The 22258-nt window shown below is 66.4% G+C and carries 18 protein-coding genes and 1 pseudogene; 14 read left to right on the forward strand and 5 right to left on the reverse strand.

Going from position 1 to position 22258, the window contains the following annotated elements:
• Positions 1-88: 88 nt before the first annotated feature.
• Positions 89-181: pseudogene (locus Manayef4_RS26135) on the forward strand (Fe-S cluster assembly protein HesB); the annotation flags it as partial.
• 96 nt (positions 182-277) lie between these two features.
• On the opposite strand, the gene sigJ reads toward Manayef4_RS26135, so the two are convergent.
• The gene (gene sigJ, locus Manayef4_RS17115) at positions 278-1117 is read right to left on the reverse strand and encodes an RNA polymerase sigma factor SigJ (RefSeq protein ID WP_070132248.1); all 840 of its coding nucleotides are present in this window, start codon (positions 1115-1117) and stop codon (positions 278-280) included.
• Entirely contained in the window at positions 1114-1989 is an 876-nt protein-coding gene (locus Manayef4_RS17120; RefSeq protein WP_070132249.1) for an NAD(P)-dependent oxidoreductase, read from the reverse strand. Before Manayef4_RS17120 ends, sigJ begins: the two co-directional genes overlap by 4 nt.
• A 152-nt stretch (positions 1990-2141) precedes the next feature.
• Between Manayef4_RS17120 and Manayef4_RS26740 the strand changes: the two genes are divergently transcribed.
• The 5 genes from Manayef4_RS26740 (at position 2142) to Manayef4_RS17145 (ending at position 8104) form a co-directional block, all read left to right on the forward strand.
• Complete coding sequence (locus tag Manayef4_RS26740; RefSeq protein ID WP_083282520.1) at positions 2142-2351, forward strand: MarR family transcriptional regulator; 210 nt, start codon at positions 2142-2144, stop codon at positions 2349-2351.
• A gap of 761 nt (positions 2352-3112) precedes the next feature.
• Positions 3113-3688: an HhH-GPD-type base excision DNA repair protein gene (locus Manayef4_RS17125; protein WP_070132250.1), complete on the forward strand. Its 576-nt coding sequence runs from the start codon at positions 3113-3115 to the stop codon at positions 3686-3688.
• A 1225-nt stretch (positions 3689-4913) separates the two neighbouring features.
• On the forward strand, positions 4914-5243 hold the full coding sequence (locus Manayef4_RS17140; RefSeq protein WP_139140116.1) for a hypothetical protein: 330 nt from the start codon (positions 4914-4916) through the stop codon (positions 5241-5243).
• Positions 5244-5977: 734 nt separating this feature from the next.
• Complete coding sequence (locus Manayef4_RS25090) at positions 5978-6142, forward strand: hypothetical protein (RefSeq protein WP_157858592.1); 165 nt, start codon at positions 5978-5980, stop codon at positions 6140-6142.
• Positions 6143-6340: 198 nt separating this feature from the next.
• Positions 6341-8104 carry a diguanylate cyclase gene (locus tag Manayef4_RS17145; protein ID WP_070132252.1) on the forward strand — a complete coding sequence of 588 codons (1764 nt, stop codon included), beginning with the start codon at positions 6341-6343 and terminating at the stop codon, positions 8102-8104.
• Between the two features lie 106 nt (positions 8105-8210).
• Here Manayef4_RS17145 and Manayef4_RS17150 read toward each other — a convergent pair whose 3' ends face one another.
• On the reverse strand, positions 8211-9833 hold the full coding sequence (locus Manayef4_RS17150; RefSeq protein ID WP_217494130.1) for a helix-turn-helix domain-containing protein: 1623 nt from the start codon (positions 9831-9833) through the stop codon (positions 8211-8213).
• Between the two features lie 607 nt (positions 9834-10440).
• On the opposite strand from Manayef4_RS17150, the gene Manayef4_RS17160 reads away from it, so the two are divergent.
• The 8 genes from Manayef4_RS17160 (at position 10441) to groL (ending at position 19598) form a co-directional block, all read left to right on the forward strand.
• Positions 10441-12090 (forward strand): aromatic/alkene/methane monooxygenase hydroxylase/oxygenase subunit alpha, encoded by a 1650-nt coding sequence (locus Manayef4_RS17160; protein ID WP_070132254.1) that lies wholly within the window; start codon positions 10441-10443, stop codon positions 12088-12090.
• A gap of 194 nt (positions 12091-12284) precedes the next feature.
• Positions 12285-13337: an FAD-binding oxidoreductase gene (locus Manayef4_RS17165; protein WP_070132255.1), complete on the forward strand. Its 1053-nt coding sequence runs from the start codon at positions 12285-12287 to the stop codon at positions 13335-13337.
• A 56-nt stretch (positions 13338-13393) separates the two neighbouring features.
• Complete coding sequence (locus tag Manayef4_RS17170; protein WP_011436928.1) at positions 13394-14497, forward strand: aromatic/alkene monooxygenase hydroxylase subunit beta; 1104 nt, start codon at positions 13394-13396, stop codon at positions 14495-14497.
• The gene (mimD, locus tag Manayef4_RS17175) at positions 14494-14859 is read left to right on the forward strand and encodes a propane 2-monooxygenase effector subunit MimD (protein ID WP_011436927.1); all 366 of its coding nucleotides are present in this window, start codon (positions 14494-14496) and stop codon (positions 14857-14859) included. Before Manayef4_RS17170 ends, mimD begins: the two co-directional genes overlap by 4 nt.
• Before the next feature lie 87 nt (positions 14860-14946).
• Entirely contained in the window at positions 14947-15984 is a 1038-nt protein-coding gene (locus Manayef4_RS17180) for an amidohydrolase family protein (protein ID WP_011436926.1), read from the forward strand.
• Complete coding sequence (locus tag Manayef4_RS17185; RefSeq protein WP_070132256.1) at positions 15981-16697, forward strand: iron-sulfur cluster assembly protein; 717 nt, start codon at positions 15981-15983, stop codon at positions 16695-16697. The genes Manayef4_RS17180 and Manayef4_RS17185 overlap by 4 nt, the downstream gene beginning before the upstream one ends.
• Positions 16698-16733: 36 nt before the next feature.
• Complete coding sequence (locus Manayef4_RS17190) at positions 16734-17759, forward strand: NAD(P)-dependent alcohol dehydrogenase (protein ID WP_011436924.1); 1026 nt, start codon at positions 16734-16736, stop codon at positions 17757-17759.
• A 189-nt stretch (positions 17760-17948) separates the two neighbouring features.
• Positions 17949-19598, forward strand: coding sequence for a chaperonin GroEL (gene groL, locus Manayef4_RS17195; RefSeq protein WP_070132257.1), 1650 nt, complete (start codon positions 17949-17951; stop codon positions 19596-19598).
• A 278-nt stretch (positions 19599-19876) separates the two neighbouring features.
• Here groL and Manayef4_RS17200 read toward each other — a convergent pair whose 3' ends face one another.
• A complete protein-coding gene (locus Manayef4_RS17200) occupies positions 19877-21085 on the reverse strand; it encodes a metal cation transporter (RefSeq protein ID WP_011436922.1) in 1209 nt (402 codons plus the stop codon).
• Positions 21082-21963: a multicopper oxidase domain-containing protein gene (locus tag Manayef4_RS17205; protein WP_070132262.1), complete on the reverse strand. Its 882-nt coding sequence runs from the start codon at positions 21961-21963 to the stop codon at positions 21082-21084. Before Manayef4_RS17205 ends, Manayef4_RS17200 begins: the two co-directional genes overlap by 4 nt.
• Positions 21964-22258 lie beyond the last annotated feature (295 nt).

Raw genomic sequence — 22258 nt, forward strand, 5'->3', positions numbered from 1 at the left:
CGGGTGGAAGTGGTCTGGCGTCCCTGACGCCCCACCCCGCCGGACGCACCAGTCCGGCGGGGTATTCGTCGTGGATACCCTGACGGGCATGGGCCTGCACCTGTCCGGCGATCCAGAGGCGGACGCCTTCATCACCGAGGACCCCCTGGCGCTCCTGGTGGGCATGGTCCTAGACCAGCAAGCCGGATAAACAAGGAACGTCGTTGGAACATCTCTCGGGTGGAGCGCGGGAGAGTGGTCGCGCTCGGTGCGACTCAGCGCCTCGTCCCCATGCTTTTCAGATTCGTCGCAGCTTCTCCGGATTGCGGACCACGTCGATGCGCGTGATCCGATTGTCACTCACCGCGAACGAAAGCGCTGCGCGGTGGCCGTCGTGACTCGGGATCACCAGCCCGAGTTGCCCGTTGAGCGTGGTCTCGATCGGGTGGTCGAGCCTGCGGCTAAGCGCCACCCATGCTCGCGCGACCCGAATGTCGCCGTRCAGCGGTCTGCGTGCCGCTACCGCGTGACCGCCGCCATCCGACCTCCAGACGACATCCGGGTCGAGAACGGCGAGGAGACCGCCGAGGTCGCCCTCGGCCACTGCCAGCGCGAACGCCCGTACGGCGCGATCGTGCTCCTCACCCGAGGCCACGAAACGCGAGTGCTCGCGCCTGACGTGGCGGCGGGCACGCGCCGCGAGCTGCCGCACTGCCTCGGGCGTGCGGCCGACCACCTCGGCGACCTCGCCGAACGGTATGTCGAACACGTCGTGCAGCACGAACGCCGTGCGTTCCGCCGGTGAGAGCTGCTCGAGCACCGCTAGCAAGGCGTAGCTGACGGATTCGTCGAGCGTGACACGGTCTGCCGGGTCACCCGACCCGAGCGGCTCTGGGAGCCACGGGCCGACGTAGATCTCGCGGCGCGCCCGAGCGGACCGGAGGCGATCAAGGGCGAGCCTAGCGACGACCGTGGTCAGCCAGCCATCCAGGTTCTCGATTGCCGCGTGGTCCGCGCGCGCGAGCCGCAGCCAGGCATCCTGGACCACTTCTTCGGCCTCGCCGAGGTCACCGAGCTCGCTGTATGCGAGCCGTAGCAGCCGAGGGCGTGCCTGCGTGAAGCGCTCCAGAATGGTCATGTGGTGATCCGGCCCCAGATCTCCGTACCCGCGCGCAGGCGCGGCGCCCAGCCGCCCGCCTCGCGCAGCCGTCGGCTCGACACCCGCTGGGAGCGGCTCATCGGCCCGTCCCCTGGCGTCCTCGGCCGCAGTGCCGTGACCCCGACGGCGGCGGCCAACGCGGCATCGATCTCGGCGTTTGTAGGTGGGTCGGCGTCAGCGACGTTGTAGGTCCCGGCGGGGACGCTCAGTGCAGTGGCGACGGCCGATGCCGCGTCCTCCAGCCAGAGCGTCGGCCGGTAGGCGCCGGGTGGTCCGGYCGCGATCGAAGTTCCCCGCCGTGCGGCTTCCACAGTGGCCAGCGTGGAGCCGCTGTCCGGTCCGAGGAACAGCCCGAAGCGCAGCACGACGGTGTCGCCGTCGAACATCTCGCGCGCGTGATCCTCGGCGGTCAGCGCGGACGTTGTCACGCCGCCCCCCGCGAGCGGTGCGTCCTCGTCGAGCCACGCGTCGCCGCCGTCGGCATAGACGAACGCGATCGACTCCTGGACGAGCCGGCGCGCACGGGCGGCCTGGGCCGCCCGTGCGATCGCCGCCGACGCCTTCGTGCGCAGTCGGTCGTTCTCGGCCCAGGCTGACGGGTCGGCCATACGATCGGCGCTCGGGATGTGGGTCAACAGGTTGATGACGACCTCCGCCCCGTCGAAGGCCCGGCTCAGCGAAGCCTCGTCGAAGACGTCGGCGTCGACGGCATCGACCCCAAGGCTGGCCAGCCGCTCGCGGCCGGGCGCGGACCGGGTTACGCCCCTCACGTGGTGGCCGGTGGCGTGCAGCTCCCGGATGGCGCGCCGCCCGATGACGCCAGTGGATCCGGTGATCACAATCCTACTCATGCCGATCTGACGACGCACCCCCCTTGATCGTGACATACGGACGTCCTCGCCGCGGTCGTCCGGTTGATCGCAGGAGCGGTCCTCTACAGCCACGAGGGGGCGAAGGAGATCGAACTCGRCACGAGCGACGCGCCGTTCTGACACTGCGCGAGATGCGCGGACCGCTGACACCAGGGCGGCTGGCCGATCTGAGCGGCCTGCGGACCGGCACTGTCACCGGAGCGCTCGACCGCCTCGAGCGCGTCGGTCACGTCCGCCGGGAGCGCTCCRCCGAGAACCGGAGGAAGGCCATCCTGTCCCGCGCCGGGAGCGGATCGCCGCGGACTTGGGCGCGTTCTACGGTTCCAAGGGAGCCGGCCTGATGGAGTCGCTCGGCCGCTACGACGACGCCGAGCTGGCGATCGTGGCCGACTTCGTCACCCGCCTCGCCCAGCCCTGAGCGGGAGCCTGGCGCATCGCGCCGGTTACCCAGCTGCGGGGACCGCCCGAGGGGACGGGGTCGCCGAGGTGGATGGTGCCGGGGTGTCTCTGGCTCGGCCGCGGTTCATCGAATGAGACGAGCGGACGACGTCGGACGCGCGGCGGTGAACCACACGACGGTGATCGTCGATTTCGGCGGGGCCGGTGCCTGGGTAAGTGGCCCGCGCTCGACGGGTTCAGTGGAACGAGACGGTCCGCGCCGGCCTGGCTGCGTAGCGTCACGATCCGGTTGGCGGCTGCTGGAGCGAAGGTCGGCAGCGGGCGACCGTGCCGGCGTTTGACGGCCCAGAGAGCCACTTACTCCCCGCCGTCCTCCGGGACTGGCGGGGCCTTTTTCGAGGTCGGCTACGTCATGACCCCACGAGTCGCTGTCTTCCTGGACTACCAGAACGTCCATCTCTCCGCTTGCACCGCGTTCTTGCCCTCGGGCACCTCGGGCCGACATGGACCGTGAGGGATCTTGGTCGCCACGTCGAGGTTGCGAGTTGGAAGGGCACCAGTCGACTTCGCTTCCCCGATTCACAGTCACCCTGGTGCCACTACCTGGATGCCGACGACTACGCCGCCTGTCGGGACTACACCGACTACACAACCTGATCAACGACCGGGCGGCGGATGCGATGCGGTCGGCTACGGTGTTGGCGTGGGATTGCATCTGAGCCAGATCGCCGAGGCGGACGAGTTGCTGACGAGCGATCCGTTGGCGTTGCTGATCGGGATGGTGCTGGATCAACAAATTCCTCTTGAGCGTGCCTTTGCCGCGCCCCATGAGCTGACCCGACGCCTCGGCCAGCCGCTGGATGCGGAGGAGTTGGCGAAGTACGACCCTGACGCCCTGGGCGCGATCTTCTCGCAGGTGCCGGCGCTGCACCGGTTCCCTGGCTCGATGGCCAAGCGGGTACAGGCCATGTGTCAGCTCATCGTGGACACCTACGACGGCGACGCGGCCCGCGTGTGGACGACCGCGGCCGACGGTAAGGAACTGCTGAGGCGGGTGGCGGCGCTGCCGGGGTTCGGTCAGCAGAAGGCCAAGATTTTTGTGGCGCTGCTGGGTAAACAGCTTGGCGTGACCCCACCGGGATGGYGGGAGGCCTCCGCGCCGTTCGGGGACGAGGGCACGTTCCGCTCCATCGCGGACATCACTGACGTTGCCACCCGTGACCAGGTCCGGGAGTACAAGAAGGCGATGAAGGCCGCCGCCAAGGCACAGGCGGGCTGACGAGGGTCAGTCCCCGCCGCCGGGCGGGTGCGGTCCGTGCCGCCGGGGTCGGCCAGGCGTCCTGCTCGACTTTGATCCCACGAACATGCGTTCGCGGCACTCCTGGAACCGGCGCCCACTCGTTCTTTCCGAGACTGACTGGGACCAGTGACGCCCGCCGTCGGTGACCTCCGCGGCTGCTGGTGACGCCTGCCGTTCGTGACGCCTGCCGTTCGTGACGCCTGCCGTTCGTGACGCCTGCCGTTCGTGACGCCTGCCGTTCGTGACGCCGTCGGTCGGTGACGTCCATGGCTCGTGTCGGCGGTGATGTCTGTAGCCCCTGGCGGTGCGGTGCTGGGCGCGGGCTTTCGTTCTCGCTTCGTGCTCAGCGTGCGCCCGTGCGCTGACGGTCGCCCTCCGGGTGACGGGCCGGCCGGCGGATGTTCGCCGTGACCGCGAGTCCCGATCCCGGCAGAAGGGAGCGGCCGTGAACCCAACCACCATCAACGGCGATGACGACGACGGCTGAGCCGCAGCCTCAGCCAAGGTCGCGGCTCGGCGCAGCCGACCGCCGTCCATCAGTGCCTGGTGGCGACGGCTCGGCCAGTGACCGCCGCATGCCAGCGATGACTGGCCTTCGGCGTGGGTGGGGTGAGTCTCGGGGGGCTCACCCCACCCACACCGGACGTGCCCACCGCGGCCCTCGCCACACTCGCTCCCGCTCGCGCCGCGCCCGTCCGCCTCCGAGAAGAGTGACGCGTGACGGACCAGACGGCCCCGGCCACCTTGTACGCAACGGTGGCGGGGCGCCCGGCTAATCGTCGACGATCCGGAGGCGATAACTCCCGTGTAGATGGCCGAGGTGCTGCGCTGCGGCGGCTGCGACACCGAGGTCATCGCATTGCGTTACGAACCGTTTCGGTACCGGCCAGACCGCCGCCAGCTACCGCTTCCGCCTCACCCACGCCGCGTCCGGTGGCGGGCGGCAGCCGACGGTGTCTCAGATGGTGCGCCGTCGGATGGTGCGCCGTACGGTGGAGCTGCATCGGACGGCGACGTGCCGGCGAGCGTGGTGGTGACGGAATGGCTGGCGGCCACGACGTGGGCGGAGCGGGTCCGGTTACGGCTGCCGTGGAATTCGTGGAGCGGGCATCTGCTGCCGGATTAGTCGACGATCCGCCGGTTCCTCGACAGGGCCGACGATCAGGCGCTTGCGGTCGCGTTGCTTGACTCGCCGCTCGCCGACATGCCGGCTGATCTCGCGGATGTGGTCGCTGGCACCGCGGCGTCCCCGCCCGGGGCGGTGGACGTGAACAGTGGTGCGGCTGTTCCCGGTGCGGGCGTACGCGGTGGACGGGAGACCGGCCGGGGGGCGACACGTGCCGATGGCAGCCAGGTTCACCTGCTCGGGGTCGTTTCCCCCGGCGCCGGGGCGATGGTCGGCCAGCGGGAGATCGACGCGAAGACCAACGAGAACGCCGAGTTCCGTGCGCTGCTGGTACCCCTGGCCCTGACCGGGGCGTTCGTGTGGTTCGACACCCTGCACACGGTGCGAGCCACCGGCGCGAATGTCTGATCATCCTGAAACACCGGATCGGTGAGGTCCACRCCGGCCGCTCGAAGCGCTGCCGTGACCGTAGCCGGGTCGGTCACCGAGTACTTCACTTCGACTTGGCGCACCTGCATCCTCCGACAAAAAGCGGCACTTTCTCGCCTGTCGGTCAACTGGCGGCCGACACGCCGACGAATTTTTATATCCTAATAGAATGGCGACCGGTAACGCGGTACAATCCTGAAAGCCCTGTCATTGGAGCTGGTGAGGGGACTCGAATCAGTAGCCGCTCGATTGCAAGTCGCACGGGCGCGTGCCGGCTCATGCCGCAAGGTTCCTGGTGATGCCGCCTTCTCCCAGCTCACGGCGTTTTCCGTGCCGGAGCATGCCTGTGGGTGCCTCTCCGTGTCGGGACATCCGCACCCACAATGAGCCCATCCACGGCGCACACGAAGATCGAATCTTGGCGACCGGTCCGGTCGGGCCGAGGGCGGCTGCCCTGAAGCAACTGCCCAAAGGCCGCTTGACACTTACCGAGGTCGCGAGCGGCCGATGACGGTCAGGACGTGCATCCAGTGTGATCGGCATGCGGACCGTCGAGGTCGCCTAGGTTTGGGGCCGCCGACGATTCTGCAGTCGACCATGGTGGGCGGCTCCGGCGAGAAGAAAACGCCGCGGCTGGTGGCGAAGTACGCGCAGGCGTGCAACTCCGAGGGGCCCTCCGCGCTTCGGGCGTCATCAGCGGTACGAAGGTCGCGTTGAGTCACCTAGTGAAGATCGCGCATCGTCAGGGCGTCCTCCACTCCGACGTCACCGCGGACGACTTCGTGCCGGTGCTCAGCCTGATGCCCGGTGACGGGATCTCACCGGCGGCCCCCCGACGGTGGGTGCGGCTGTTCCTGCGAGGTCTGCTCACCGGCTGACGGCGCCGATGGCAGGAGGCGTCAACCTACCAACCGCCCGAAAGACCGATTTTCGGAAGAAAAATACTGGATATCACTTTCTCCGCGATTTTTGTCTCCCCTGGCAGGCCGGGCTAAGCGGACTATGATTCTGAGCTCAGGTCCAAGCGGCATATACTTGCCCCAGGTCACACGGTTAAAGGTGCGGGAAGGTGCGTCATGCCGGATCGGTCAAGACCGTCTCGGCGAGCCGGACGGGCCTCGGGGCTTCGCCTCAACGGTGGGGAAGGAGCCTCGCTCGAGCGGCTGCGCGAGCGGTTCCTCACCGCCGGGATCTCAGCTGAGATCTCGGCTGAGATCTCGGCTGAGACCAGCGAGTCCGGTGGGGTGCGGGATCCGATCCGCGAGTCGTGGATGCGGTCGCGGCGGTGGGCGGTGGCCGCGGACAGCCCCGAGCCCCTCCTCGCCGCRTCGGACCTTGACGTACCTGTCGCGCGCGCGGCCGAACCGGTCCTGTGCCAGCTCGCCGATCGGCTGGCCAGGCAGGCCGTCAGCGCGATCGTCACCGACGCGAACGGTCTGGTGCTCATGCGGTGCACCGGCGACGCCGCATTCGAACGCCGGCTGGACCGCGTATCGCTGCTGCCCGGATTTAGTTATGCCGAGCGGTTTGTCGGCACCAACGGCATCGGTACCGCTCTTGAGGAGCACAGGCCGGCGCACGTGTTCGGTCAGGAGCACTACGCGGAGTCCCTCGGCGAGTTCGCCTGCGCCGGTGTTCCCCTGCGTGATCCGGTGACGGGGCAGACGCTGGGCCTGTTCGATCTCACCTGTCCGCGCCGGGATGCCGGGCCGCTGCTGGCGGTCATGGCGGGCATGGTCGCCAACCAGATCCAGGATGTCCTGCTTCTCGCCGTGCCGGGGCACGACCGGGAACTGATCTCGCTTCGCGAGGCCGACGCGGCGGAGTTGCGCAGGCTGCTGATGGCCGAGCGCCAGCAGCGGGAACTGGCCGAGACGATGCACCGGGTCGTCGTCGAGACCACCAGGGCGGTGACTCCGCCGGAGATCCTCGGGCGGGTCATGACGGCGGCTGCCGCGCAGCTTCCGTGCGAGGCGGCGTGGGCGCTGGCCCGGGAACCGTGCGGAACGTTGCGGGTCGTGGCGGTCCACGGCCAGGTGGATACCCGGGCGGTCGGGGCGATGATCGTCCCGCTTCCGGATTCCCCTCTGCTGCTGGCGTTCCACGGCGGTGGGATGATCGGGCCGCACCGGAGGCTGCCGGAGGTGCTCCCCGGCCAGCGCTACCCGGTGGGCAGCTGGCTGGCCGTGCCGGCGCTGTGCCGGCCGGCCCCCACCGTCGTCGTTCTGATCGCCTCGCGGGCTGCTGGTGGCTACAATCCCAGGCAGGCTCGTCTGGCTTATGCCGTGCTGGGCCAGGCGGCGGCGGCCTGTGAGAACGCCTACCTGTTCGAGGAGACGCAGCGGCTTGCGGACAGTGATCCGCTGRCGGGGCTGGCGAACCGGCGTCATTTCTTCGAGCAGGCCGATGCTCTGGTCCGCGGGCATCTGCATGCGGCGCGGTCGCTGGCTGCCTTCATGATCGATATTGATCATTTTAAGCAGGTCAACGACGGTCACGGTCATGCTGTGGGTGACGCGGTTCTCGCCGAGGTCGCTCGGCGCGTGCAGGGCACGCTGGGCCCGCAGGACATCGTCGGCCGTATCGGCGGCGAGGAGTTCGCGGCCGTGCTGGGCTGCCCGGCTGCGACGGCGGGTGTTCTCGCCGAGCGGCTTCGGCAGGCGATCGGGGCCAGCCCGGTGGCTACCGCCGACGGTCCGCTCCCGGTCACCGTCAGCGTGGGGGTGGCGATGCTGAACCCGGACGATTCCGGGCTTGGCGACCTGCTCATCCGCGCCGACGTGGCCCTCTACCAGGCAAAGCGCTCCGGCCGGGACCGGGTCGCGACCGCGCAGCCATGATGGGCCTCCCACGTTAGGGACCRCCACTGCGGCCTGTCGTAGGGCTGCTGCTCCCCGCACTCTGCTCCCCGCACTCTGCTCCCGTGGGCTCCACGCAAGATTGCGTCTACACGCTGGGAGCGGGGATCTCGATGCCGTACTGCCGGATTCTGCGGTAGATCGTCGCTCGCGACATGCCGAGAGCCCGCGCCGCGAGGGTCCTGTTCCCGTCCGCACTGAGCAGGCTCTGCACTATTGCGTCCCGCTCGATCGCCTCCATGGCTCCGAGAACCCGGCGGGTGACCGTGTGACATTCCGGCGGCAGGTCACCGACCATGATCGTGCCTGCGGGGCGAACCTGGATGACTTTGCGCAGCACCTGCCGCACCTGCTCGATGTTGCCTGGCCAACTGGTACGCAACAGTGCTTGCATAGCCTGCGGGGAGCAGGCGAGTTGGCCGCCACGGGTAAGTTTTACCAGCAGGAACGGCACGATTTGGTGCAGATCATCGATATGGTGCCGCAACGGGGGCACTTCGATGCAACGCGGGAAGTAGCGCATCAGGGGGCCGAGGGGTTTGTCGTCGGCGCTGAGCGTCAGGACTACCCACGGCAGATCCCGGCRGCCGCCCGCCTCCGCTGCTTGGCAGGCGGACGCCAGCACATGCAGCCGATAGGGGTCGATGCGATCGACGTGGCGTACCACCAGCGTGCCCCGGCTACGGCTCAGTTCGTGGCGGAGAAGGGTCCCCCACTCCCGAACAGTAGTGTTGTGGCCGTCGACAACGGAGAACCACGCGGACGGATCATGCCGCTGGCACACGGCCCGGGCCAGGGCTGTTTTGCCCACGCCGGGCTCTCCTCGTAATATCACCCACTCACCTGCTTGCGCAGCCGCGTCCACTTCCCGGCAGGCACGGGTCCATAGAGTTCCGGAGCCGACGATGCCGGGCAGCGGAAGCCGCGTCAGAGCGGTGTCCGCATGCCGCGGGCGCGGCGCTTCGACAAAACGGACATGGGCCACCGCCCCGTCGGTGGCCCTCTCCGTTGCCACTGTCCGGCAGTGCACGCGGGCCCAGGTTCCGCTGGGCAGTTYCATCATCAGGGTGGTGGCACGGCGTCTGGCGACGACATCGGTGATGCGCCCGATCAGCACCGACTGGTCGCGGGGGTCGAGTAGTTGGCGCGCGTGCTCGTTCATCATGACGACGTCGTCGTTGAGGCCGAGCACCACGCCGGAAATCCGTTGGCATGTCCTGAGATACTCCCGTAACAGGGCAAGGTCACGGTGTTCTTCGTTGGCGAGCAGGGATTCCTGAATCTGTGCCGCCGCGGCCCGGGCCATGGCCATGAGCAGCGGCCCGGCGTCCGGACGCCAACAGGTCAGGTCCAAGACGCCAATTATCTTCCTTGTGACTGGATGGTGCATCGGCACTCCGGCGCAGGCTAGATTCTCGAGGTTCGAGGCGTAGTGCTCGTGCCCGAAGACATGGGCGGGGGACCTTCCCTCGAGCGCGGTACCGATTCCGTTGGTTCCCACCAGTCTTTCCGCGTAGCTGAAACCCGGTGCGAGCTGGACCGCGTCGAGGTGCTTCTCCAGGGCGCGGTCACCGGTGYGCCGGGCCAGGACGACTCCCTCGGCATCGGTCAGGATGATGCTGATAGGCTGGTCTACAAGTTGATCGCCGAGCTGGCGGACGATGGGCGCTGCGGCGCGGCTGACCGGGTTTTCGCTGTCGAGGTCGCCCACGAACGTGAGTCGGGGGCCTTCCGCCGCTACCTCCCAGTGCCGGGAGCGTAACCAGGACGCCCGGATGCTGTCGCGTACCCTGTCCGGCTCGATGGAGTCGGTGGTCAGGAACAGCTCCCGCGCCTGCGCAACCTCGGCGCCCTGATGATTATAAGCATCTAGGTTGCTCGAACAACCAGCCATCTGATGGATCTCCTCCCGCGAACGGCGAACCTCGACGACTCCGGTACAACCGCAGCGTCCGACGTGGTCACGAGCGGTTCCCGAGCGAGGTTAGATCGCAGCCCACCGTCTGGCTAGACCTTGTGCTCCGCCCACTGCCGGGYGTCCGCCGCGCCCGACCGACCCCCGACCGGCGCCGATCGCCGATCGCCGATCGCTCYTCGCATCTCGCCTCCCCGATGATCTTGCTGGCCGAGTCCTGGTACCTGTCTCAGATTGAGATCCCACACACCTCCCACGGGGAGTGTGATGTGGGACATACGAAGGGACGTGGTGCAGGCACCGGTTCCGGCCGGAAGGAGGGTCGACGCGGATCGGCGTCGATCTCGGTGCAGGCGGGCATCGCCGGTGTCTGCCCGACCCCGTATCGTCCAGGAGGCAGGACGTGAGCCGTCAAAGCTTGACAAAGGCACACAAAAAGATCACGGAGCTGTCATGGGAACCGACGTTCGCGACGCCCGCGAAGCGGTTTGCCACCGACTATACCTTCGACAAGTCTCCGAAGAAGGACCCGCTCAAGCAGATCTTGCGCTCCTACTTCCCGATGGAGGAGGAGAAGGACAACCGCGTGTACGGCGCGATGGACGGCGCGATTCGCGGCAACATGTTCCGCCAGGTCCAGCAGCGCTGGATGGAGTGGCAGAAGCTCTTCCTGTCGATCATCCCGTTCCCGGAGATCTCCGCGGCCCGGGCGATGCCGATGGCGATCGATGCCGTCCCCAACCCTGAGATCCACAACGGGCTCGCGGTACAGATGATCGACGAGGTGCGTCACTCGACGATCCAGATGAACCTCAAGCGCCTGTACATGAACCACTACATCGATCCGGCCGGCTTCGACATCACTGAGAAGGCGTTCGCCAACAACTACGCCGGAACGATCGGCCGCCAGTTCGGTGAGGGCTTCATCACCGGTGACGCGATCACCGCGGCGAACATCTACCTGACCGTCGTCGCCGAGACGGCGTTCACCAACACCCTGTTTGTCGCGATGCCGTCCGAGGCGGCCRCCAACGGTGACTACCTGCTACCGACGGTGTTCCACTCGGTCCAGTCCGACGAGTCTCGCCACATCAGCAACGGGTACTCCATCCTGCTCATGGCGCTCGCCGACGAGGCCAACCGGCCGCTGCTCGAGCGTGACCTGCGCTACGCGTGGTGGAACAACCACGCCGTGGTGGATGCCGCGATCGGCACCTTCATCGAGTACGGCACGAAGGACCGCCGCAAGGACCGCGAGAGCTACGCGGAGATGTGGCAGCGCTGGATCTACGACGACTACTACCGCAGCTACCTCATCCCGCTCGAGAAGTACGGCCTGGTGATCCCCCACGACCTGGTCGAGGAAGCCTGGAACCGTATCTACAACAAGGGGTACGTGCACGAGGTCGCGCAGTTCTTCGCCACCGGATGGCCGGTGAACTACTGGCGGATCGACCCGATGACCGACGACGACTTCGAGTGGTTCGAGTCGAAGTACCCGGGCTGGTACAACAAGTACGGCAAGTGGTGGGAGAACTACAACCGGATGCGTTACCCCGGCCGGAACAAGCCCATCGCGTTCGAGAACGTCGACTACCAGTACCCCCAGCGGTGCTGGACGTGCATGGTGCCCTGCGTGATCCGCGAGGACATGGTGCATGACAAGGTGGACGACCAGTGGCGCACCTACTGCTCCGAAGCCTGTCACTGGACTGACAAGGTGGCGTTCCGGCCGGAGTACCAGGGCCGCCCGACGCCGAACATGGGCCGGCTGACCGGCAAGCGGGAGTGGGAGACTCTTTACCACAACTGGGATCTCGCCGATGTCATTTCCGACCTCGGGTACGTCCGTGATGACGGCAAGACCCTGATTCCGCAGCCCCATCTCGAGCTCGACGACCCCTCGAAGCTCTGGACGCTCGACKATGTCCGCGGCATCACGTTCAGCAGTCCGAATGTCGCACTCAACGAGATGAACGACGCCGAGCGTGAGGCGGCGATGGCGGCCTACCGGGCCGGCGGTCCGGCTGGTCGGCCGGCACCCGTTTCCTAATAGCGCCCTGCAAGCTGCGGGCGTGTTGAAGAACCGCCGTCCGAGGGGGCCGACGGACGTTTCTTGAACGCGTTCGAACGAACACGGCCCCACCGGCGCCGCGACACGAGCGCCGGTGGGGCCGCACCACCGAGGCGCGGCCCGGGCGGCTCGCCCGGATACGACGGGTTTTTCAAAGCAGGAAAGAGACGGGCATGAGCGACACCCACCGGGTCCGGTTCGAGCCGGTCGACGTGGAGATCGAGGTTACCGAGGACGAGACCGTGCTCGACGCGGCGTTCCGCCAGGGCGTCAACCTGATGCACGGATGCAAGGAGGGACAGTGCTCGGCGTGCAAGTCCTTCCTGCTTGACGGTGATGTACAGATGGGCCGCTATTCGACCTTCGCGTTGGCCGATTACGAAAGTGATGAGGGCTACATCCTGCTGTGTCGGGCGCATGCCTTCAGCGATCTGTCGGTCGAACTGGTCAACTATGACGAGGACATGATCCGCTCCGRCCTTCCGGTGCGGACCATAGAAAGCACTGTCGTGGAGACGGAAGATCTCACCCACGACATCACCCGGTTGCGTCTGGACATCACCGGTTCACCGGACTTCATGTTCCACCCGGGTCAGTACGTCGATATCACCATTCCTGGTTCGAGTGAACACCGTTCGTTCTCCATGGCGAACATCTCGGCRGCGGAAGGCTATCTCGAGTTCATTATCAAGAAGTATCCGGGCGGGCGTTTCTCCGGACTTCTGGAGGACGGTCTGCRCCCCGATGACCCACTGACCGTCACCGGGCCGTACGGTGCTTTCACGCTCCGGGTGAGCTCGGACCGTCGGATCGTCTTCATCGGTGGTGGCGCGGGGATGGCCCCGATCMTCTCCCTGCTACGCCAGCTGGCGACGAAGAACAGCGAGCGGGAGGTCGTCTTCTACTACGGGGCTCGTGCCCCCCGCGACCTGTTCTATGTCGACGAGATCCTCCAGACCGGTGCGTCGATTCCCGGCTTCACGTTCGTCCCCTGCCTGTCCGACAGCATGCCGGAGAACTCGGACGATATCGGCCATCCCGTGGAAAACGGGCTGGTAACCGATATAGTGGACCGGCGCGAGACCGACATCGCATCCTGCGATGTTTACTTGTGTGGTCCGCCTCCCATGATTGACGCGGCATTGCCGCGGCTTGAGTCGAGTGGGGTCCCGAAAGAACAGATCTTCTACGACAAGTTCACTATCACGGCCGCCGCCGAAAGCTGACCGGTCATCGTCACCGGTCGGCCATCGGTTGACGACCTGCCACGAGGAGCACAGGCATGACGCAAGTCACGGGTAAGACCAGGAGCTTCCCCAAGCCGGAGTTCACCGACGCGGAGGCGGGCGCGTTAACGTTCCCCAGCTCCACCAGCCGTGTGTACAACTACTTCAAGCCGCAGAAAATGCGGGCGACCATGTACGAGGACGTCACCTTCGACGTCCAGCCGGACCCTGACCGCTACCTGGCCCAGGGCTGGATCTACGGTTTCGCCAAGGGGCCCGGCGGATATCCGCAGGACTGGACGGCTCTGCGCTCCTCGGACTGGCATGCCTTCCGCGACCCCAATGAGGAGTGGGAGCAGACCATCTACCGGAACAACTCCAATGTTGTCCGGCAGATCCAGCAGAACCTTGAAAACGCGCGGGCGGCCCATGCCTACGACGGCTGGTCGCGGGGGTGGACCAAGTTCGTCGAGCAGCACCTGGGCGCCTGGATGCACGCTGAGAACGGTCTGGGCCTGCACGTGTTCGTCGCCGCCCAGCGGTCGGGTCCCACGAACATGATTAACACTGCCATCGCGGTGAACAGCGCGCACAAGCTCCGCTTCGCCCAGGACCTCGCCCTGTACAACCTGGAGTTGGCCGAGTCCCTGCCGGGGTTCGACGGATCGGCCCACCGCAAGGTCTGGCAYGACGACCCGGTGTGGCAGCCGGTGCGGGAGAACGTCGAGCGGATCACCGCGGTCGCTGACTGGGCGGAGGCACTCGTCGCCGCGAACATCGTGTTCGAGTCGCTGGTCGGCGTGTTATTCCGCAGCCACCTCGTCATGCAGATCGCCGCCCGTAACGGCGACTACGTCACGCCGACCCTGGTCGGAACCGGCGAGAACGACTACGAGCGCGACCTGCGTTACACCCGCGCGCTGCTCAAGCTTCTCATCACCGACGAGAAGTTCGGCGCAGGCAACGTCGAGACCCTTTCCGGCTGGTTGTCCCGGTGGGTTCCGCTGAGCTTGAAGGCGGCCCATGAACTGCAGCCGATCTGGTCGCAGCCGCAGGAGAAAGTCATCACCTTCTCGGAATCCCTCGACGCTACGGTCAACGGATTCCGGGCCGTCCTTTCCGACCTTGGTCTGCCCGAGCCGAAGGAGCTGACGCAGTGACCACCGCGAACGGAAACCCAGAGCTCGGTAAATCCAATAGAACCTCGTCGAACATGTGCGGCGTCACCCTGATGAACAACCAGAACGGATATGTCGTCGCCGACGTCATGCGGAGCAAGCCCGGTATCCGCGTCGAGGAGTATCCGTCCATGATCCGGGTTGACGGCGAACGTAAGATCGAATTTGACTTCGACGAGATCTCGGATGCGCTCGGTTTCGATTTCGGTGTGTCCGACTTCGAAGAGATCATGTCCACGCACTACGGCCGGATGGTGCATCTCGACGACAAGACCGTACTGTTCGCCAACCCCGAGGACGCGGCGGAGTACATCGATTTCGATCTGAAAGTCGTCACTAACTGACCTGATCCGAGGCGAACGGCACGGTCCACGCCGGGCTCATCCGGCCCGGCGTGGACCGGCCGTGATGATATTTCGGAGGATATCCACATGTACGTCAAGGACAATGAGCGATACTTCATCGTGGATTCCCACCTGCACTTCTGGGATGGGAGCCCGGAAAACCAGGCGAACCGCTACGGCAAAGGTTTCATCGACTGCTTCTACGATTACCATGTGAATCTGAGCCCGCAGGAGTACCTCTGGCCGCGGGAAAAGTTCCAGAAGTACTCTGCGGAAGTCATGGTGAAGGACCTGTTCGAGGACGGTTACGTCGACAAGGGGATCTTCCAGCCCACTTATCTGACGGACTTCTACCGGAATGGTTTCAACACCACCGAGCAGGACGGCGCGCTCGCCGAGCGGTACCCCGGCAAGTTCATCGTGAACGGCGCCTTCGACCCGCGTGACGGCGAACTGGGCCTGTCGAAGCTGGCGGACCTGGCGGCACGCTGGAACCTCAAGGGTGTGAAGCTCTACACGGCGGAGTGGAAGGGCGAGTCCAAGGGCTACAAGCTGACCGACCCGTGGGTCTACCGGTATCTGGAGAAGTGCCAGGAACTCGGCATCCGCAACATCCACATCCACAAGGGCCCGACGATCTACCCGCTGAACCGGGACGCGTTCGATGTCGCCGACGTCGATGATGTGGCCACCGAATTCCCCGAGCTGCGGTTCATCATCGAACACGTCGGACTGCCCCGGTTGGAGGACTTCTGTTGGATCGCCACGCAGGAGCCCAATGTCTACGGTGGGCTCGCGGTGGCCATGCCGTTCATCCACAGCCGGCCGCGCTACTTCGCGCAGATCATCGGTGAGCTCCTCTACTGGCTCGACGAGAACCGGCTGACCTTCTCGAGTGACTACGCGATCTGGCACCCCAAGTGGCTGGTCGAGAAGTTCGTCGACTTCCAGATCCCGGCGGACATGCAGGCCGAGTACGGCGTGCTCACCCCCGACATCAAGCGCAAAATTCTCGGTCTCAACGCGGCCGCGCTCTACGACATCGAGGTACCGGCCGAGGTTAGCGGGGCGGGCAGCGGTTCTCCGGCGTCGACGCCTCTCGTGGGCGCAGGGCAGTCCGTATGACCACACCCACAGTAACCAGTAGGACCGGCCTGGCCGCGGACGTCTGGGAAGCTTTGGGGCGGGTGTACGACCCAGAGCTCGACCAGCCCGTCACCGAGCTGGGATTCGTCCGTGCTCTGGTGGTCCAGGACGGGCGGGTGCAGGTTCGGCTCAGACTCCCGACCTACTTCTGTGCGCCGAACTTCGCCTACCTGATGGTGTCCGACGCGCACGACGTGGTGAAGGAGCTGCCAGGAGTCACCGAGGTGGACGTGGCCCTGGAGGATCACTTCGCTGCCGAAGAGATCAACGCCGGAGTCGCCGCCGGAGACGGTTTCCCGGCAAGTTTTCCCGGGGAGGCCACCGGAGGCCTCGACGACCTGCGGATGACCTTCCTGCGTAAGGCGCACACCGCCAGCCTGGAAGGCGCGGCCAAGCGCCTGGTAGCCGCGGGCTGGTCACCCGAGTCGCTGGATCGGGCCCGGCTGGCGGACATGCCGGAGTCACCGGAACGACGCAGCCTGCTGCGCCGACGGGATGCCCTCGGACTGTCCCTGGCTCCCGAGGCGCCGCTGTTCGTTGACGACGACGGCCGTCCGATCGATCGCGAGGCGCTGCCCCTCCGGCTGCGGTTTGCCCGGAYCGTCCGGGTGACGATCGACGCGAACACCACGGTCTGCCGCGGTCTGCTGGAGACGCGGCACGGCACGGTGGACCGCACACCCATGACGTGACAGTGACGTGACAGCGACGAACGTGGAGGTGGGCCGATGAGGGCCGTCCAGGTCATCAAGTACGACAACGCGCCGCGGCTGGTAGACGTCCCCGAGCCCAAGATCCTCCATCCGCTGGACGTGGTGGTCAGGATCGGCGGCGCCGGTGTCTGTCGGACCGACCTGCACATCATCGAAGGGCAGTGGGAGCAGAAGTCGGGCGTGACCCTGCCGTACGTGCTCGGCCACGAGAACGCCGGCTGGGTGCACGAGGTCGGTTCGGCGGTGAGCGACATCGCCGTGGGCGACCCGGTCATCCTGCACCCGCTGGTCACCTGCGGGCTATGCCGGGCCTGTCGGGACGGCGACGACGTGCACTGCGCCCGGGCGTCCTTTCCCGGAATCGACAGCGACGGCGGCTACGCCGAACTGCTGCGGACCAACGCCCGGTCGGTGGTCAAACTCGACCCGTCGTTGCAACCGGCGGATGTGGCGGCACTGGCCGACGCCGGACTGACCGCCTATCACGCGGCACGCAAGGCAGCCGCGGCGCTGAGTCCCGGTGACCGGGTCGTGGTGATCGGAGCCGGCGGTCTGGGCCACATCGGTGTGCAGGTGCTGCGTGCCCTCACCCCAGCCGAGATCATCGTCGTCGACCGCTCCGCCGAGGCGTTGCGGCTCGCCGGCGAACTGGGCGCCGACCACACGGTGCGGGCCGACGGCAGCGAGGTGTCCGCGGTACTCGATCTCACCGGGGGCAGCGGCGCCGAGGCAGTCATCGACTTTGTCGGCGAAGGCGGTGCGATCGAGGCGGGTGTCGCCATGCTGCGTCGCGCCGGTTCGTATTATGTTGTCGGCTATGGCGGGGTGCTGAACGTCTCCACCATCGACATCATTTCCACTGAGATCAACTTCATCGGTAACCTGGTCGGATCGTACAGCGACCTCGTTGAGCTGATGGTTCTCGCAACCCGTGGCAAGGTCACCCTGCACACGAGTGCCTACCCCCTGGCAGAGTTCCACCAGGCGCTCGACGACCTTCACCACGGCAAGGTGCGCGGTCGGGCGATCCTGATCCCCTGATCTACTGATCACTCGGACCCGATCTGTGCGTGGCTCGGGAACCCAGGGCTCCGGCGGCGCGACTGTGCGATCGGATCGGGCTCCAGGTGGGGCTGGTTTCGCCACCATGCCCCGCCAGCTGCTCGCAGCCACGATCGTGCCGCCATCGGCCCGCCTTGACGGATGCGGAGCGGAAGGACTGAGGAAGAGATGGCYAAGGATCTGCGGTTCAATGTCGAGGYGCGCCGCCTGCTGGAGGCCGGGGTCAAYGCCCTGGCGGACGCCGTCAAGGTGACTCTGGGTCCAAAGGGCCGCAACGCCGTCATCGAAAAACTGACCGGRCCGCCCACCATCACCAATGACGGTGTGACCATAGCCAGGGAGATCCAGCTGCGTAACCCCTTCGCCAACATGGGGGCGCAACTGGTCAAGGAGGTCGCGACCAAGACCAACGGCACTGCCGGCGACGGAACCACCACCGCCACCGTGCTCGCGCAGGCCCTCGTCCGGGAGGGTCTGCATGCCGTGGACGGGGGCGCCAACCCGATGTTTCTCAAGAACGGCATCGAGGCTGCCGTGGCCGCCCTGCTAGAGGAGTTTGAAAAGTACCGGGGAGAGGTCGAGGGCGAGGCCGATCTTGCCCGGGTGGCGACCCTCGCCGCCAACAACGATGCCCGGATCGGCGACGTCGTGGCCGCGGCCCTTGGCCGGGTCGGCTGCGACGGGGTGGTCACGGTCGAGGAATCCCCGATCTTCGGACTCGAGGTCAGCTTCGTGGACGGTATCGAGTTGGACAACGGGTACCTCTCGCCGTACATGGTCACCGACACCGAGCGGATGGAGGCCGCCTACACCGACCCCTACATCCTGTTGACCAACGAGAAGATCTCTCAGGTTCAGACCCTGATGCCGGTCCTCGAGCTGGTCACCCGGGCCGGCGGCCAGTTGATCGTCTTCGCGGAGAACGTCGAGGGACCGGCACTGGGCATGCTGGTCGCCAACAATGTGCACGGGACCTTCCGGTCCGCGGTGGTCCGGGCACCCGGTTTCGGTCACCGTCGGTTGGCCGAGCTCAACGATCTCGCGGTTTTTCTGGGCGGTCAGGTGATTACCGCGGATGCCGGGCTTTCCCTGGACCGGGTCACCCTCGGCCAGCTCGGGCGTTGCAAGAAGGCCACCATTACCGAGCATGCGACTACGATCGTCGACGGCGCCGGTTCCGCCACCGAGATCCATGCCCGGATCGACCAGCTCAAGCGGGAGCTTGAACGGGCGGAGAACCCCCACGACCAGGACACGTTGCAGACCCGGATCGCCCGGTTGTCCGGCGGCGTCGCGGTGATCCGGGTCGGCGCCGTGACCGGTGTGGAGTTGAAGGAGAAGCTGCACCGGGTCGAGGACTCCCTCGCGGCGGCACGGGCTGCTCTCGCCGAAGGTGTCGTGGCGGGCGGTGGTACCGCACTGCTGCAAGCGGCCTCGGCCCTTGACAAGCTCACGCTGACCGGCGACGCCGCCGAAGGCAGGGAGATCGTTCGGYGGGCCATCGCCGAACCACTGCGCTGGATCGCGATCAACGCCGGCTACGACGGCGACGAAGTGGTCAAGCGGGTCGCCGAGCTGCCGCGCGGTCACGGTTTCAACGCCGCGACCGGAGAATACGGGGAGATGGCCGGCTTCGGTGTCATCGACCCGGTGAAAGTTACCCGTTGCGCGCTGCAGAGCGCGGCGTCGATCGCCGCGCTGTTGCTGACAACGGAAACCCTGGTTGTCGAGGAGGTCATCGGCAACCCGGGTGCCGTGATCGCTCCCGGATTCGGGGATCTCGCGGAGGGCCTGGTCCGGCCTTCCAACATCGCCTGATCGTCAGGCGGCCGGTGGGCGTGTCGGCAGCTGCCGACACGCCACGGCAGGAACGGTCTCGCGTCCGGTCAGCACCACCGTTTCCGGAGCGGATGACGCCGGTCCGGCGGGCCGCCTACCGCCGGACCGGCTTCGCGACCAACACGGAAGTGATCGGACAGCTGTCCCAGCCCGGTCAACCGCTTTTCAACGTCGAACTGACAGCGGGAGCCGGTGGCGGCCTGGAGAACTCCTGCCGCCACCGGCTCCCGCTTCTGTGCCTGGGGGTCCATCCGCGCTCAGCCGGTGAGCAGTCCGGTGGTGTACATGACGGCGATGCCGGCGAGGAATCCCCCGAGGACGTGACCGGTGCCGAGCCCGCCGGGTGCCCGGCGGGCCAGGCGGCGTCCGATCTCGACGACGACCTGCAGGGCTGCTCCGACCGCGATGGACAGGAACAGCACCCCGAGGACGTCGTTGATGAGGAATCCACCGATCCAGGTTCCGGCTATGGCGGGCGCACCCGCGACAAGCGCGAGGCTGACGAGCCGGGGCGCCTTCACCTCGGACTGTTCCGCGAGCGGGGCCGCGATGCCAAGTCCCTCGGTGATATTGTGGATCATGAATCCGACGATGAGGAACGTGCCGAGGACGAGCTTTCCCAGCGCGAAGGAGGAGCCGATGGCCAGGCCCTCACCGAGATTATGCAGGCCGATACCGATCGCGACGAGCGTTGCCAGCGTGGCTCCGCTCAGCCCGGCACCGGTATTGCCGGACAGGCGGCTGGCGACGAAGGTCAGGGCAAGGTAGCTGGCGGCGACACCGAACAGGACCACCCCGGTACCGTGCAGGCTGGTGGGCAGGCCGGCCTGAAGTTCGAATGCCTCGCCGAGGGCGTCGAAGGCCACGAAGGTGAGCAGACCAGCGGTGAGCGCCAGAAAGCCGCTGGTCCAGCGGGAGTCGGCCCGGCGTAGCGAGGGCAGCCAGGCCAGTCCGAGCGCGATCGGTACCACGCCGACGAGGAAGCCGATGATTGTGTAGCCAAGGATGCTGCGGCCGGTAACGCCGGGCGTCTCGACCGCCGCTGTGATCTTCTTGCTGGTCTGGATTCCGGTGGAGCTTGTCACCCCGACCGCGATCGGCTCCTCGGGTATCCACGGGTAGGGGACAGCAATGGTGGCCGAACGCAGATGATGCAGGACGCTTCCACCATCCACCGTGAAAGGCACGATCGCGTCGTCGACTGTGACCACGGCGATGGTGAGGTCGGCATGCTGGGGGTTGGTGACGTGGATGCGGATCTCGCCCGGTTCGAAGACGACGCGGCGAACGGCGAATTCGTCGGGTGCGGGAGGATTGGCGCGGATGAGTCCGGTTAGTGACGTTCCGGTGGACGTGAACAACCAGACGACCGCACCGAGCAGGGTGATCGGAACCAGCGCCCACAGCCGCCAGCGCAGGCCGCCCGACCGCGAGGCCTCCGGGAACCGTCGGGATTCGCTGGTCATGAGTTGGTCACCTCGAAAAATCCCATCCAGCCGAGTTCGGCGAACTCCGACTGGTGGGCATGGAACATGAAGCGGCCCGGGTAATGGAATTCGATCTCGATGATCCCGCGTTGGCCCTGGCAGAGCATGACCGTGTCCGTGTACTCGTACTGGTCCCCCGAGCCGGTCGGGTAGTAGCGGAAGAACTCGCCGTGCAGGTGAAACGAGTTTATGAGATCGAACTCGGTCAGGTTGGCCAGGTAGATCCGGACCAGTTCGCCGCGTTTGATCTGGATGGGATAGCGCGCATAGTAGAAGGCGCGCCCGTTGACCGTGTAGAAGTTGTTCTCACCGTCGCCGTCGGTATCGAAGCCGTTCATGACCATGACGAACTCCCGCGCCGTCGGGCGTGGCTGCGGTGGATCGATGATTAATGCGCCGTAAAGGCCCTTGGCAATATGTTTCTTGAGCGGCGTCGCGTGGCAGTGGTACATGTGCATCCCGTAGGGGGTCGCCGGGAAATTGTAAACGAAGGTTCCACCGGGATCGACGATCTCGAAGACACCATCCATATTCGCTGGGTGTATCCCGTGGAAATGAATGGTATGCGGGTGCATACTGCCGTTGGTGAACCGCACGCGTAGCAGGTCACCCTCGGTCGCGCGGATGACCGGACCGGGAACCGTGCCGTTGTACGTCCAGGCCGGGAAGGTGACACCCTGCGCAATCTCGATCTCCTTGTCCATAGCGAAGATCTTGTATTCGCRCACTCGRCCGGGCTGATGTACCAGAGCCGGCGGCGGGTGGAGGAGGTCGTCGAGGTCGTGGGGGCCGCCTGGTGCCGGGACCCCGGGGCCGATCATCGCCCCGTGGCCTGTGGCCGGATGGCTTGCAGGCATCGAGGTGTGCTGTTCACTCGAGGTGTGCTGCTCAGCTGCCGTGATCGAGGCCGCAAGCGTGGTGATGGGCGCCGCGGCGATCAGCGGGGCACTGGCCAGCAGCCCGCGTCGCGTGGCTTTCCCGTACTCACTCACCGCGCCTGCCCGAACTCCGCCGACAGTCTGTCGATCAATAGGTAGGTCTCACGCATCGCCGTCGGGCGCTGGCGGCTCATACGACTCCTTACGGTGTGAGCGCGGACGGTCACCGAAGCCAGGGCGGGTCACTGGTTGGGCTGTACTCGGGGTRACGACC

Origin of the sequence: Frankia sp. CgMI4 (genome assembly GCF_001756285.1) — a bacterium.
GTDB lineage: Bacteria > Actinomycetota > Actinomycetes > Frankiales > Frankiaceae > Frankia > Frankia casuarinae.

What these genes read in the sequence shown, in the direction of transcription:
- Manayef4_RS17140 (WP_139140116.1), top strand. Translation starts at nt 4,914, where the DNA reads ATGCCGGCTGATCTCGCGGATGTGGTCGCTGGCACCGCGGCGTCCCCG.
- Manayef4_RS17180 (WP_011436926.1), top strand. Translation starts at nt 14,947, where the DNA reads ATGTACGTCAAGGACAATGAGCGATACTTCATCGTGGATTCCCACCTG.
- Manayef4_RS17190 (WP_011436924.1), top strand. Translation starts at nt 16,734, where the DNA reads ATGAGGGCCGTCCAGGTCATCAAGTACGACAACGCGCCGCGGCTGGTA.
- Manayef4_RS17200 (WP_011436922.1), bottom strand. Translation starts at nt 21,085, where the DNA reads ATGACCAGCGAATCCCGACGGTTCCCGGAGGCCTCGCGGTCGGGCGGC.